11 protein-coding genes are annotated in these 13,989 nt (G+C 63.7%); 6 read left to right on the forward strand and 5 right to left on the reverse strand.

Annotation, left to right across the window (positions count from 1 at the left end; translation table 11 throughout):
* Positions 1 to 5: 5 nt before the first annotated feature.
* Complete coding sequence (locus NKH28_RS02710; RefSeq protein WP_352541349.1) at positions 6 to 827, reverse strand: tetratricopeptide repeat protein; 822 nt, start codon at positions 825 to 827, stop codon at positions 6 to 8.
* A 122-nt stretch (positions 828 to 949) separates the two neighbouring features.
* On the opposite strand from NKH28_RS02710, the gene NKH28_RS02715 reads away from it, so the two are divergent.
* From NKH28_RS02715 to pdeM, 5 genes are all read left to right on the forward strand, one after another.
* On the forward strand, positions 950 to 2,314 hold the full coding sequence (locus NKH28_RS02715) for a leucyl aminopeptidase family protein (RefSeq protein ID WP_352541282.1): 1,365 nt from the start codon (positions 950 to 952) through the stop codon (positions 2,312 to 2,314).
* Positions 2,315 to 2,383: 69 nt separating this feature from the next.
* Positions 2,384 to 2,734 carry a MarR family winged helix-turn-helix transcriptional regulator gene (locus NKH28_RS02720; RefSeq protein ID WP_023676939.1) on the forward strand — a complete coding sequence of 117 codons (351 nt, stop codon included), beginning with the start codon at positions 2,384 to 2,386 and terminating at the stop codon, positions 2,732 to 2,734.
* Positions 2,697 to 3,608: a C40 family peptidase gene (locus tag NKH28_RS02725; protein ID WP_502904298.1), complete on the forward strand. Its 912-nt coding sequence runs from the start codon at positions 2,697 to 2,699 to the stop codon at positions 3,606 to 3,608. Before NKH28_RS02720 ends, NKH28_RS02725 begins: the two co-directional genes overlap by 38 nt.
* Positions 3,609 to 3,675: 67 nt before the next feature.
* The gene (locus NKH28_RS02730; protein WP_352541284.1) at positions 3,676 to 6,198 is read left to right on the forward strand and encodes a ligase-associated DNA damage response DEXH box helicase; all 2,523 of its coding nucleotides are present in this window, start codon (positions 3,676 to 3,678) and stop codon (positions 6,196 to 6,198) included.
* Complete coding sequence (gene pdeM, locus NKH28_RS02735) at positions 6,195 to 6,911, forward strand: ligase-associated DNA damage response endonuclease PdeM (RefSeq protein ID WP_352541285.1); 717 nt, start codon at positions 6,195 to 6,197, stop codon at positions 6,909 to 6,911. The genes NKH28_RS02730 and pdeM overlap by 4 nt, the downstream gene beginning before the upstream one ends.
* Before the next feature lie 2 nt (positions 6,912 to 6,913).
* Here the strand turns inward: pdeM and NKH28_RS02740 are convergent, their stop codons facing one another.
* The 3 genes from NKH28_RS02740 to NKH28_RS02750 are packed head-to-tail and all read right to left on the reverse strand — an operon-like array spanning position 6,914 to position 11,522.
* Positions 6,914 to 7,849: a dimethyl sulfoxide reductase anchor subunit family protein gene (locus NKH28_RS02740; protein ID WP_023676943.1), complete on the reverse strand. Its 936-nt coding sequence runs from the start codon at positions 7,847 to 7,849 to the stop codon at positions 6,914 to 6,916.
* Between the two features lie 11 nt (positions 7,850 to 7,860).
* Positions 7,861 to 8,595: a 4Fe-4S dicluster domain-containing protein gene (locus tag NKH28_RS02745; RefSeq protein WP_352541286.1), complete on the reverse strand. Its 735-nt coding sequence runs from the start codon at positions 8,593 to 8,595 to the stop codon at positions 7,861 to 7,863.
* Positions 8,592 to 11,522, reverse strand: coding sequence for a molybdopterin oxidoreductase family protein (locus NKH28_RS02750; protein WP_352541287.1), 2,931 nt, complete (start codon positions 11,520 to 11,522; stop codon positions 8,592 to 8,594). The genes NKH28_RS02745 and NKH28_RS02750 overlap by 4 nt, the downstream gene beginning before the upstream one ends.
* Positions 11,523 to 11,801: 279 nt before the next feature.
* Here NKH28_RS02750 and NKH28_RS02755 point away from each other — a divergent pair, with 279 nt between their 5' ends.
* Complete coding sequence (locus NKH28_RS02755) at positions 11,802 to 12,704, forward strand: LysR substrate-binding domain-containing protein (protein ID WP_352541288.1); 903 nt, start codon at positions 11,802 to 11,804, stop codon at positions 12,702 to 12,704.
* A 5-nt stretch (positions 12,705 to 12,709) separates the two neighbouring features.
* Here the strand turns inward: NKH28_RS02755 and NKH28_RS02760 are convergent, their stop codons facing one another.
* On the reverse strand, positions 12,710 to 13,966 hold the full coding sequence (locus tag NKH28_RS02760; RefSeq protein ID WP_352977703.1) for an Hsp70 family protein: 1,257 nt from the start codon (positions 13,964 to 13,966) through the stop codon (positions 12,710 to 12,712).
* Positions 13,967 to 13,989 lie beyond the last annotated feature (23 nt).

Genomic DNA, 13,989 nt, shown 5'->3' on the forward strand with positions numbered 1-13,989 from the left:
AGCGGTCAGTTGGTGGCGGGCTTTGCCTTGTCCTGGTCCTTGAGCTGGCTCCAGGCATTCTGCTGCGCCAGCATCTGGCGAAGGTAAGCGACGTTAGCCTGCGCCTGATCCGGCGACAGCTCTTGCGAGGCGATCTTCTCTGCCTCGTCGAAACGGCCTTGCAGACCGACGACCAGCGCAAGGTTCTGGCGGACGCGGCTGTCTGCATTCGGCTGCTGGGCGGCTGAGCGCATATAGGTTTCGGCTGTGCGCAAATCACCTTCCAGCACGTACGAAATGCCGAGATTGGAAAGGATCGACGGTTCGTTCGGCCTGAGGTCAAGCGCCTTGCGATAGCCTTGGCGAGCCTCGTCCTTCTGGCCGAGCTGGTCGAGAATAGCAGCTTCCGCCGATACCAGTTTCCAGTCAGGATATTCGGGCGTCTGGGCGCGGCGCACGGCATCGAGTGCCGGCTCGAACTGTCCGTTGGCGGCAAGCGCCTTGCCATAGGCGGCGAGCACGTCGCGATCCTTCGGCAAGGCGATCGCCAGCTTGCGCATCACCGCAAGCGATTGGTCTGCGTCGCCGTCCATCTGCAGCGCCGCGGCATAATTTGTCGCGATCCGCTTGTCGCTGGGGTTTTTCGAATAGGACTGGCCGAGCGCCATCGTAGCGTTGTGCAGTTCGCCCGCCGACATTGTTTCCAGCGGCTTGCCGCTTGGACGAGAAATCGAGCCAGTCGTCAATTTGCTGGTTCCGCAGCCGGCGACGCCTGCAGCAAGCACCATCATCAACGCCGTGGTGATCAGCCTATTTGCGCTGGCGTTCATCCTGCGGTTGGTCGGCATCGGCACCAGGGCTCCGTTCATGCGCGTGACCATTTGCGAGGTCATCTTTCCTCCCGCAGAAATATTCTGTTAACCCTAACGGAGAGTTAAGAAACGCCGACTCGGAAGCCGGAGGCCAGCGAATGCCTGTCGAACTCGTCGAGAAAGAATTGAGCAATGCGCTGCCGGTCCATCTGGTGGCGAAGGATGCTCTGGCGGCGGCGGGCCTTGCGCCATCCTCGGTCGCCTGGGCCAAGGCCAACGGCTTTTCCGGCGAGGCCGGCAGGACGCTGATCATGCCTGGCGACAACGGCGCGATTGCCGGAGCCCTGTTCGGCACCGGCGATGGCGAGGGCGCACTGGCCATCGGCGCACTAGCGAGAGCCTTGCCCGCAGGCGAGTGGCATTTTGCGTCCGCACCGGCCAAGCCGGAGCTTACGGCACTCGCCGTGGCGCTCGGCGGCTATGTCTTCACCCGCTACGGCAAGAAGCCAGGCAAGACGCTTCGCCTCGCGCTGCCGGCAGGCACCGACGCCGCCCGCATCCGCCGCCTCGCCGATGGCATTTTCCTCGCGCGCGATCTGGTTAACACACCGACCAGCGATATGGGCCCCGGGCAGTTGGAGAAGGCCGCCCGGACCTTGGCCGCGACGCACAAGGCCGAAATATCGGTGACCAAAGGCGACGATCTTCTTACCGCCAACTTTCCGATGATCCACGCCGTCGGTCGGGCTTCTGCCGACGCGCCACGCCTGATCGACATGATTTGGGGGCCGAGCAATGCCCCCAAGATAACGCTGGTCGGCAAGGGCGTCTGCTTCGATACAGGCGGTCTCGACATCAAGCCGTCCTCGGGCATGCTTTTGATGAAGAAGGACATGGGTGGCGCTGCCAACGTGCTGGGTCTCGCTTCCATGATCATGGCCACCGGGTTGAAGGTTCGGCTGCGCGTGCTCATCCCGGCTGTCGAGAATTCGATAGCCGGCAACGCCTTCCGGCCAGGCGACGTGCTGGTGAGCCGCAAGGGCATTACCGTCGAAATCGGCAACACCGACGCCGAAGGACGGTTGGTGCTCGCCGATGCCCTGGCCTTGGCCGATGACGAAGAGCCGCAGATGCTGGTCGATATGGCAACGCTGACAGGCGCTGCCCGTGTTGCGCTCGGTCCCGACTTGCCGCCGTTCTATACCGGTGACGAGACGCTTGCATCCGAGCTGGCGGACGCCTCCGTTGCGGTCGAGGATCCGCTATGGCGGATGCCGTTGTGGAAGCCCTATGACGCCAAGCTGGCGTCGAAGGTGGCCGACGTCAACAACGTCACGCCGGACGGTTTCGCCGGCTCGATCACGGCGGCGCTTTTCCTGAAGCGCTTCGTGGAAAAGACCGCCGGCTGGGCGCATGTCGACATCTTCGCCTGGAACCCGTTCGACCGCCCGCACGGCCTTGCCGGTGGCGAAGCGCAAGGCATCCGGGCGCTGGAGCAGGTCATTTCGAACCGCTACGGCTGATTCTAGGACATAGCCGACGAAGGTTTTGACTGAAACGGAACCGAAACAATTTTCCGTCATGCTGGACGGATGTCGATTATCATGCGTCCAAGCCAAGCGTTGCGACTATGGCAACAGGTGGTGCTGTCGGAGGTGCGCGACGACGCGCCCGATCTCACCATGCGCCAGACGGCGATCCTGTTCACCATCTATCTCGATCCGCCGCCGCACACGGTGCGGGGGTTAGCCGCCCGCCTCAACGTCACCAAGCCGGTGATCACCCGTGCGCTCGATACGATGGGGGCGCTGAAACTGGTGTCGCGCCACCGCGACGAGCTCGACAAGCGCAACGTGCTGGTCAGGCGCACAGTCGAAGGCGCGCTCTTTGTCGAGCGCTTTGGCGATGTTATCATTGCCAGAGCCCAAGAGTTGCCAATTTGAACGAGTTGCCGATTTGACCGCCAGGGATGCCCGCCTCCATGCCTTCCGCTCCGATCTCGCCGACGCCAGGCTGCGAGGCGAGGTCGCCGCCGACCGTTTCGTCGCCGGCCGGCCGGCTCGCATATCAGCCTCCGTCGCCGACATCCGCAAGGCGCCGAGCCCGGACGCCGGCGTCGATACCCAGCTTCTGTTCGGCGAAGACGTCCTCGTCTTCGAGGACGTTGAGGGCTGGGCCTGGATACAGGCCGAGCGCGACGGCTATGTCGGCTATGTCGCCGACACCGTGCTGGGCGGTCGGGAGCATGCGCCCACCCATGTTGTCTCGGTGCCGCGCACTTTCCTCTATCCGGGACCGGATTTGCGGTTCCCGGTGAGCGGGGAGCTCTCGATGGGGTCATTGGTGGCGGTGACGGGCTCAGCGGAAACGCGCGGCACGCATTATGCTCTGCTGCCGTCCGGCCAGGCGGTCATCTCGGGTCATCTCAGGCCGGTCGCCGAGGTTCATCCCGACTACGTCGCGGTCGCCGAGGCGTTTCTCGGCACGCCCTATCTGTGGGGCGGCGTCTCCGGCTTCGGCATCGATTGTTCCGGTCTCGTGCAACTTGCAATGCACATGGCTGGCAGGCAAGTGCTGCGCGACACCGACATGCAGGCGGCGACCGTCGGCGAGCCGCTCGAACCCGGGCCGGATTTTGCCGGGTTGCGGCGCGGCGACCTGGTCTTCTGGAAAGGCCACGTCGCGATCATGACAGATCCGGAGACCATGATCCACGCCAACGGCCACACCATGCTGGTGTCGCGTGAAGGACTGAGGGAGGCGGTCGCCCGTATCGGCTATCTCTATGGCGGACCGACCGGGTTTCGCCGGCCGTAGCGCGAATCGATCACCTTTTGTTCTGATTCTGCTTGGCGATTGCGCGCCGCCGCGCTACGTCTGGCGCGTGACAGAGCAGCCGCGCCTTGCCGAACAGAATGCCGCCGTCGTCCTGCCCGAGCCATTTGTCAAATGGTTTGCGGAAAAGGGCTGGTCGCCGCGCGCCCACCAGATCGATTTGCTGGCCAAAGCCCAGGGCGGCCGGTCGGTATTGCTAATCGCCCCGACCGGCGCCGGCAAGACGCTGGCCGGGTTCTTGCCATCGCTGACCGAACTGGCCGGCCGGCCGAGGAGAAGGCCGGGGCAGGCGCATCGAGGCATCCACACACTCTACATCTCGCCGCTGAAGGCGCTGGCCGTCGACATCGAGCGCAATCTCGGCAAACCCGTCGAAGAAATCGGGCTGCCGGTCACCGTCGAGACGCGCACCGGCGACACGCCCGCACACAAGCGCCAGCGGCAGAAGCTGGCGCCGCCCGACATTCTCCTGACCACGCCCGAGCAATTGGCGCTGCTGATTGCCGCGCCCGATGCCAGGCGCTTCTTCGAGGACCTGCGCTATGTCGTGCTCGACGAATTGCATTCGCTGGTGACCTCGAAGCGCGGGCATCTCCTGTCGCTCGGGCTGGCCCGGCTGCGCTCGTTTGTGCCCGCCCTGCAGACGATAGGCCTGTCGGCGACGGTCGCCGAGCCTGACGAATTGCGGCGCTGGCTGGTCAGCCAGAATCCACCGGGGCCGATGGCCGAACTGATCGTCGTCACTGGCGGCGCCAAGCCCGACATCTCCATTCTCGATTCGGAGGAGCGCGTGCCGTGGGCGGGACATTCGGCCCGCTACGCAACGCCGGAAATCTACAACGAGATCAAGCGCCACAAGACAACCCTGCTGTTCGTCAACACGCGCAGCCAGGCGGAGTTGCTGTTCCAGGAGTTGTGGCGGGTCAACGAGGAGACGTTGCCGATCGCGCTGCATCACGGCTCGCTCGACGTCGCGCAGCGCCGGCGTGTCGAAAAGGCAATGGGCGAGAACGCCCTGCGCGCCATCGTCGCCACGTCGACGCTCGACCTCGGCATCGACTGGGGCGATGTCGATCTAGTCGTCCATGTCGGCGCGCCGAAAGGTGCCAGCCGGCTGGCGCAGCGCATCGGCCGCGCCAACCACCGTATGGACGAGCCGTCGAAGGCGATCCTGATACCGGCCAACCGCTTCGAGGTGCTGGAATGCAGGGCGGCGCTCGACGCCAATTATCTCGGTGCCCAGGATACGCCGCCGCTGGTCAATGGCGGGCTCGACGTCCTGGCGCAGCACGTGCTGGGCTGTGCCTGCGGTGCGCCGTTCCATGCCGATGCGCTGTTTGAGGAAGTGCGAACGGCAGCACCCTATGCCGATCTCGATCGGCCGACATTCGATCGCGTCATCGATTTCGTCGCCACCGGCGGCTATGCGCTGAAGAACTATGAACGCTACGCCCGTATTCGTCTCAACAAGGACGGGCTGTGGCGGGTCTCAAATCCTCGCGTCGCCCAACAATACCGGCTCAATGTCGGCACCATCATCGAAGTGCCGGCGCTCAACGTCCGCTATGTCCAGGCCGGCAGCAGAGGCGCGGCTTCGCGTGGCGGCCGGGTTCTGGGCAAAATCGAGGAGGCGTTCCTCGAAACGCTGACGCATGGCGACACCTTCATGTTCGCCGGCAAGGTGCTGCGCTTCGAAGGTATCCGCGAGAATGAGTGCTTTGTCTCGAATGCACCCGGCAGCGACGCCAAGGTGCCGTATTACGGTGGTGGCAAATTCCCGCTTTCGACGTACCTGGCCGAACAGGTCCGCGCCATGCTGGACGATCCGCAGCGCTGGAAGAAGCTGCCGGAGCAGGTCGCCGACTGGTTACGCTTTCAGGCCGACAAGTCGGTGCTGCCGAAACGCGACGATCTGCTGATCGAGACCTTTCCGCGCGGCAACCGCTACTATCTGGTGGCCTATCCGTTCGAGGGCAGGCTGGCGCACCAGACGCTCGGCATGCTGCTCACCCGCCGCCTCGATAGGGCGGGAGCCAAGCCGCTCGGCTTCGTCGCCACCGACTATGCGCTTGCCATATGGTCGCTGGCCGATATGGGCCATATGTTCAGGGCGAAGAAACCGTCGCTGGCTGCGCTATTCGATCAGGACATGCTGGGCGACGACCTCGAAGCCTGGCTCGCCGGCAGTTGGTTGTTGAAGCGCACCTTTCGCAATTGCGCGCTGATCTCGGGATTGATCGAGAAACGCCACCCAGGGCAGGAGAAGAGCGGCCGCCAGGTAACCGTGTCGACGGATCTCATCTACGACGCGCTGCGCAGCCACGAGCCCGACCATATCCTTTTGCAGGCGACGCGTGCCGATGCCGCGACCGGTCTCTTGGATGTCAGCAGACTTGCCGAGATGCTCTCGCGCGTCCAAGGTCGAATCATGCATAAGAACCTCGAGCAGATATCGCCGCTCGCCGTGCCGATCATGCTCGAGATCGGCAAAATGCCGGTGCACGGCGAGGCCGATGACACGCTGCTGATGGATGCTGCCACGCTGGTCGAGGAGGCCATGGGGACGAAATGACTGTCGCGCTCGCCATGGCTGCGCCTCTGGCGGATGCGGGCGCTGTCCGTATCGCCGGCGAACGCGCGATCTGCGACCGTCGCGGCGTGCTCTATTTTCCCGAATTCCGGCTTCTGACCGTATCCGACCTGCATCTGGAAAAAGGCTCATCACTGGCCAGGCGCGGCACGCTGGTCCCACCTTACGACACCGGTGCGACTTTGCTCCGGCTGCAGGCGGTGATCGCCGATTATCAGCCTGCGATCGTTATCAGCCTGGGCGACAGTTTTCACGATGGCGGCGGCGCCGCACGTATGCACGCGAGCTTTCGCCAAAGGCTGGAAGGGCTGATGGTCGGGCGCGACTGGTTCTGGGTCGCCGGCAATCATGATCCTGAAGCGCCGGCCGACCTGCCGGGCGAGACCGTGCGCGAGCTGGCCATAGGCTCGCTACTCTTCCGGCACGAGCCTTCGGCGGTGAGAGTGGAAGGCGAGATATCAGGCCACCTGCATCCTTGCGCCCGCATCGTGCAGCAAGGCCGTTCGGTGCGGCGTCGTTGCTTTGCCGGCGATGGCGGCCGCATGATCATGCCGGCTTTCGGCGCCTATACCGGCTCGCTCAACGTGCTCGATCACGCCTATGCCGGGCTGTTCCGCCGTGAAACGCTGATGGCCTATATGCTTGGCACAGAGCGCATTTTCGCGATTTCCCACGCGATGCTCAGGCCGGGCTGAACCTACCTGCCGTAGTACAAAGTAACCGTGTGCTTGGCCTCGGCGAAGAACAGCCAGCGCTCGACCAGCATTCCGGCGAGTTGGGCGATTGCGGCGAGTATCGACAGTGCTGCCGCATAGGGCCACGGCAAGGCGAACGCCGCGACCAGCAGCAACGCGGGCAAAGCAAAGGCCAGCACCTGCGTGATCTGGCGGAGTTTAGCGCTGTGCTTGCGCGCAATGCGAAAACCCATCTCCTTGAGCAGATAGTTTTCCTCGGTATGCGGCCATTCCAGCGACCGCACCGTGCCGCCGGAAAGCCCGGTTGCGGTGTTGGCATTGGTCGGGATCTCCAGCCTGTCATTGTATCGCCAGGTCGCCAGCTTCAAACCCCAGCCGAGCGCGGTCAGCAACAGGGCAGCCGCCAGAAGCATATTCGAGCCTGCGGCAAATCCCTGCAGCAGGGCGTTGAGCAGTACGCTGCCGGTCATCGCCGAAAAGACCAGGTAGGCGGGCAGGGTGAAGCGGCTGTGCCACTGGGCAATCGGCTTCAACGACGCGTAGATCATGCCGGTGGTGCAGACGGTTGCGACCGCGCCGATGGCAGCGAGCAGCCCGGCGACAGCCGCCCAGCCGCTCGTACGGCCGAGGACCACCCAGCCAATACCGAACAGTCCCGCCGGCACGAAGGTGGCGACCGAGGCAACACCTTCGCGCGACAGCCATGAGCTACGCCATTGCGAGAAGGCACGCCAGGCGCGTTCGGGCCGGCCGAGATGGCCGGCCGACGACAGCAGGCCTGTCGAGATCAGGCCAAGCGCCAGCCCCATGCCGGTGAGGCCAAGCCAGAAATCGGGCGGGATAAAGCCCTGTCCGGCGAGCACGCCAAGCAGCGCGAGCAGGCCGTAACCGGCGCCCGTGGCCGTGGTGAAAAAGACGACGGAGAAGGCTGGATGCATGAAGGCACGGGTCAGTTCGAAAGCATGCGGTCGACCCAGCCGAGGAAGCCGCCTTCGGCCCGCACCGCTTCAAGCGCTGGCGCCGGCACCGATGCGGCGCGGGTGGTGTGGGCACGTGGCGGCAGATATTTGTTGGTCGGCTTATAGCCCATTTCCGGCATCAGATCGACACCGCCGCGCTCGGCCACCAGTTGCGAGATAGCGGATGCCGGATCGCCCAGATCGCCAAAATGCCGCGCGCTGGTCGGGCAAGCAGCGACGCAGGCCGGCACGCGATCTTCTTCCGCCAGATTGTCGTTGTAGATGCGGTCGACGCACAACGTGCATTTCTTCATCACGCCGACATCGGTGTCGAATTCGCGCGCTCCGTAGGGACAGGCCCAGCTGCACAGTTTGCAGCCGATGCATTTATCCTCGTCGACCAGCACGATGCCATCCGACGCCCGCTTGTAGGAGGCGCCGGTCGGGCAGACCGTGACGCACGCCGGCGTCTCGCAGTGCAGGCAGGAGCGTGGGAAATTGACCGTGCGCCCACCCATCTCGGTCATGTGCTCATAACTGTGCACGCGGTTGAACCAGACGCCGTCGACATTGCCGCCATAGGGGTCGATGTCGGTTAGCGGCGCCATATGGCCGCCGGTGTTCCATTCTTTGCAGGCGGTAACGCAGGCCTGGCAGCCGACGCAGGTGTCGAGGTCAATGACAAGGCCGAGCTTTTTGTCGGTGTGGGTGGGAAGGCAAGTCATTTGGCAGCTTCTCTTTCCCGGCGGAATTCGGCGCCGAAACTAAGCTTATCGGGCGAGAGCTCAGAGTCCGGCAGCTGGCGGAACCGCTCGAACTGCGGTTCGGTGAAGCCCGCTTCCTCGGGCGCGCATTTGACGATGCGCACGCGCAGGTCGAACCATGCGGCCTGGCCCGTTACCGGGTCGGAATTCGAATAGCGTTTGCCGTTGGCATCGGCGGAGGTCTGGTCGCCGATGATGTGGTTGAGCAGGAAGCCGCGATTGGATTCGGCCGCGTCGTCCTTGAGCCCCCAGCTGCCGCGTCGTTTGCCGATCGCGTTCCAGGTCCACACCGTATTGGCGTTGACGCCGTCGACCAGCTTGATCTGTCCTTTGACCTTGCCGTTGATGCTCTCGATCCACACCCAGTCGTCATCGACAAGCCCGAGGCTGGCGGCGGTCCGATCGTGCACGAACAGCCGGTTCTGGCTGGTGATCTGCCTTAGCCAGGCATTCTGCCCGCCCCAGGAATGGTACATGTGCATCGGCCGCTGCGTCAGCGCGTGCAGCGGATAGGCTTGGCTGTCGACCGCAGCCTCTTCGAAGGGCGCATACCAGAATGGCAGCGGATCCATATAGGTCTCGATGCGGCTGCGCTCCGCCTCCGGCGGCAGCACCCGGCCATGGCCGCGCGCCGCAAGGCGGAAGCGCTGCATCGGCTCCGAATAGAGTTGGAACACGATCGGCTCGGCTTTCGGGATGAAGCCCATGTTCTCGGCGAAGTCGAGATAGGAGCGGTTGGCCATCTTGTAGTAGCGCTGATCGGCGGCGAAGTCCTGGTGCCAGAAGCCGCCATTGTCGATGTAGCGCTGCAACTGGTCGGGATTGACGTCGCCCTTGCCGACCGAGGTCCCGTCCTCGCCGCGCCAGCCGGCGAGCGGACCGACACCTGGCGTGCGCTCGTGATTGACGATGTAGTCGGCATAGTCGCGGTATTTGGCGGAGCCGTCGTCGTCAACGAAGCCGGGCAGGCTGAGCCGCGCGCCGAGTTCGATCAGCACCGTCTGGAACGGCCTGACGTCGCGGTCCGGCTCGACGACGGGATGGCGGATGGCGTCGCCCGGACCGTCGGCATGGCTGATAGGCCGGTCGAGCAGACTGATACAGTCATGACGCTCGAGATAGGTCGTGTCCGGCAGCACCAGATCGGCAAAAGGCAGGGTCTCGGAATAATAGGCGTCGGAATAGATGATGAACGGGATCTTGTACTCGCCCGACGCATCGATATCGGTCAGCATTGCCATCGTCTCGACGGTGTTCATCGACGAGTTCCAAGCCATGTTGGACATGTACATGAACAGAGTGTCGATTGTGTAGGGATCGCCGGCCCAGGCGTTGCGGATAACCGTGTGCATGAGCCCGTGTGCGGCCAGCGGCGCATCCCAGGAGTAGGCCTTGTCGATACGAATGGGCTTGCCGGCTTCATCGATCAGCAGGTCCCCCGGCCCGCAGACGAAGCCGAGCGGCATGCCCTCGAGCGGCGTCATCGGCTTCACATTCTTGCCGGCTGGCTTGGGACCCGGCGGCGCGGACCGCGGATAGGGAGGCTTGAAGCGGAAGCCGCCCGGCACGTCCACCGTGCCGAGAAGCACCTGAAGCAGATGAATGGCCCGGCAAGAGTGAAAACCGTTTGAATGGGCCGAGATGCCGCGCATCGCATGCATCGACACCGGGCGGCCCTTGATGGTCTCGTGCCGGCGGCCAGCCCAGTCCGTCCAGGCCACCGGCAATTCGATTTGCTGTTCGAAGGCGACATGGGCGAGTTCTGCGGCAATGCGTCGGATGGTGTCGGCGGAGATGCCGCACCGGTCAGCGACGGCGTCCGGTGAATAGGTCTCGTCCAGATAACGGTCGACGACGAGTTGGAAGACCGGCACGCAGCGGCGGCCGTCGACGAGAAAGCTGCCGGTCAATGCGGGCTTCGCGTCGGCATCGCTGGCATTGACAGGCATCTTCGCCACCCTGTCCCAAGCCAGCGGATTGCCGTCGCCATTGCGCATGAACAGCCCGTCATCGACAGCTCCAGGCTCCTGAACGACCAGGATGTGGGCATTGGTGTAGCGCAAGAGGTACTCGAGATCGATGCGGCCAGCCTTCAACAATTCATGGATGAGGGCGAATACGAACAGGCCGTCGGTGCCGGGCCGGATGCCGATCCAGTCGTCGGCAATTGCATTATAGCCGGTGCGGCAGGGATTGATTGAAACCACCTTGGCGCCGCGCGCCTTGAGCTTGCCGAGGCCGATCTTGATCGGATTGGAATCATGGTCTTCGGCAACCCCGAACAGCATGAAATATTTGGTGTTGTCCCAGTCGGGCTCGCCGAACTCCCAGAACGAACCGCCAATCGTGTAGAGGCCGCCGGCCGCCATATTGACCGAGCAGAAGCCGCCATGGGCGGCAAAATTCGGCGTGCCGAACTGGCTCGCCCACCAGCCGGTCAGCGATTGCGACTGGTCGCGCCCGGTGAAGAAGGCAAGTTTCTTCGGATCGGTTCGGCGGATGTTCGAAAGCCGTTCTGTCGCGATCGACAAGGCTTCCTCCCACTCGATTTCGCGGAACTCACCCGAGCCGCGCGGGCCGGTGCGCAGTAGCGGCTTCTTCAGCCGGGCCGGGCTGTAATGCTGCATGATGCCGGCGCTGCCCTTGCCGCACAGCACACCGCGGTTGACCGGGTGATCCTTGTTGCCGTTGATGTAGCGGACCTTGCCGTCCTTGATATGGACGTCGATGCCGCAGCGGCAGGCGCACATGTAGCAAGTCGTCTTGGCGATGCTGTCGGAGACATCGGGCGACGTATCGACGCCGTCGCCTTCAGCGGGCGCGCGCGTATCGGCAAGCGGCCGTTGTGATGGTGCCGAATTGGCTCCGCGCAGCAGGTTGTTGGTCATGATCCGGTGATGCTCTTGCGCTCCGCGACCTTGGCTCTCGTCTTCGGGCCGGGGCCGCGCATGTAATGCTCTTCCGGCCGATAGCGTTCACCCAAGAGCCGCCGCCGCAGGCTGCGGGTCCAGTGCGCAAACACGGATTTGAACCGCCCCACCAATTCTACCCTCGACTGCTCTGGCGCGACTTTTTTCCAATTTCGGGTCAAAATTTAGAACAAAGCGACCGATCCGTCTAACAACTTGCTCTTGTAATTCCAATCGGATTTGCTTCTTAGTGTCGGAATGACCCTGGACCAGTTGCGGATCTTCGTCGCCGTCGCCGAACGGGCGCACATGACCAAAGCGGCCGAGTTGCTGGGCATCTCACAGTCGGCCGCATCCGCCGCCATCCGCTCGCTCGAACAGCAGCACGGCGTCCAGTTGTTCAACCGAGTGGGCCGCAATATCGAGCTCGCCGAGACCGGACGCCGATTCTTGCCCGAGGCCAAGGCGGTCCTCGAGCGGACTGCGGCCGCCCACAATGTGCTGGAGCATGTCGCGCAGACGATATCAGGCAGTCTCTCGATCGCTGCCAGCCAGACCATCGCCAGTTATTGGCTGCCGCGCCGGCTCGCCTCTTTCCACGAAGCCTATCCTGCCGTCAGGCTGAGCGTGAGCATTGGCAACACCAGGCAGGTCGAGACCAATGTACTTGATGGCGCAGCCGATTTTGGCCTGGTCGAGGGGCGCACCGAATCCGACATTTTGCGCCGTGCCAAGCTCGATATCGATCGCATGATGCTGGTCGTGGCGCGCTCGCACCCTGAGATCGCAGAAGTTTCGCCTGGACATCCCGACCTTGGCGGGCTTCGCTGGATCATTCGCGAAGGCGGGTCGGGGACGCGCGAGGCGCTGGAGGACCTTGCCCGACGCGACGGGATTTCGTTCGCGGACCTGCAGATATTCCTGGTATTGCCGAGCAATGAGGCTATTCGCCAGGCGGTCGAGGCCGGCGCCGGCGCCAGCATCATTTCGGAACTCGTCGTCGCGCGCGCGGTCGCCGAAGGCAGTCTGCGTTCCGTGCCGATCGATCTGCCGAAGCGCGAATTTGCCATGATCACGCATCGCGACCGGCAGCCAAGCCTGGCCCAGATGGCGCTCAAGGCGCATCTTGGCGGCAAAGCTGAGAGAGCCGCGCCGCTTTAAGCCGATCAGCCGAACTTCCGCTGCGCGTCGAGCGCCAGCCCAAGCCCGACCGAGCCGAACACATCGCCTTCGATTACCGACGCCTGCGGCACCAGCGCCAGGATCTGCTGCCTAGCCAGCGGGATCGCGGTCGATCCGCCGGTCAAGAACACCGCGGTGATATCCGAGGCCTTCACCTGTGCGTCGCGGATGGTCTGCTCGACCGTAGCCGCAACACGCTCAATGTCCCTGGCTATGGTGGCTTCGAGACTCTTGCGCGTGATTTCTGCCGTGAACCTCACCTCCGGCAGCGCGACCTCGACATCGGCCGACGATCGGTCCGTCAGCTCGATCTTGGCCTTTTCGACCAGCGCCGCCAGGGCGTGGCCGTAACGATGCTCGACGATGTGGATGAAGCGGTCGACCAGGTCTGCGCGCTCTGCCTCATAGCGGATCTGGCGCAGATGCGTCATCGCCCTTGCGTTATAGACCAGGTTGATGCGCTGCCACGTCGCCAGGTCGATGAAGTAGCTCGCCGGCAGATTACGTTTGCCATCCTTGGTCGGTGAGAGATGGCCGAGCTGCGGCATCACATGGGCGATGCTCAACAGCCGGTCGAAGTCGGTGCCGCCGATGTGGATGCCGCGGCTGGCCAGGATGTCGTCCTTGCGGTCAAGCGAGCGGGCGCGCTCGGGCGAGACCCGCACGATTGAGAAGTCGGACGTGCCGCCGCCCATGTCGACGATCAGCGCCAGTTCCTCGCGCGTCACCTTCTGTTCGTAATCGAGTGCCGCCGCGATCGGCTCGAACTGGAAGGCGATATGTTTGAAGCCGTGGGCACGAGCGGCATTTTCGAGTTCGTGCTCCGCCTTGGCGTCGGCCTCGGCATCGTCGTCGACGAACTGCACGGGCCGTCCCAGCACGACGCTGTCGACCGCGTCATGGGCTTCTTCTTCCAGCTTCTTTTTCAGATGGCCGACGAACAGGCCGACAATCTCCATGAAGCCGACCGAGCGCGCCTTGATGCGCGTCTTTTCGTGGGCAAGCGAGCTGCCGAGCACACTCTTCAGCGAGCGCATCAGGCGGCCTTCGATACTGTCCGTATAGTTGGCAAGGGCGCGTCGCCCGAAATAGGTGCGGTTGTCCTCGAAATTGAAGAATACCGCACTGGGCAGCGTGACCTGGCCGTCTTCCAACGCCACCAGCCGCGGCTGCCCGTTCCTGACCACGCTCACGGTGGAATTCGAAGTGCCGAAGTCGATACCGGCAAATGCTGGTCGCATCGTGCGTTCCTGTAGTTCTGATT

It is taken from the genome of Mesorhizobium sp. M1227 (assembly GCF_040318315.1).
Taxonomy (GTDB): Bacteria; Pseudomonadota; Alphaproteobacteria; order Rhizobiales; family Rhizobiaceae; genus Mesorhizobium.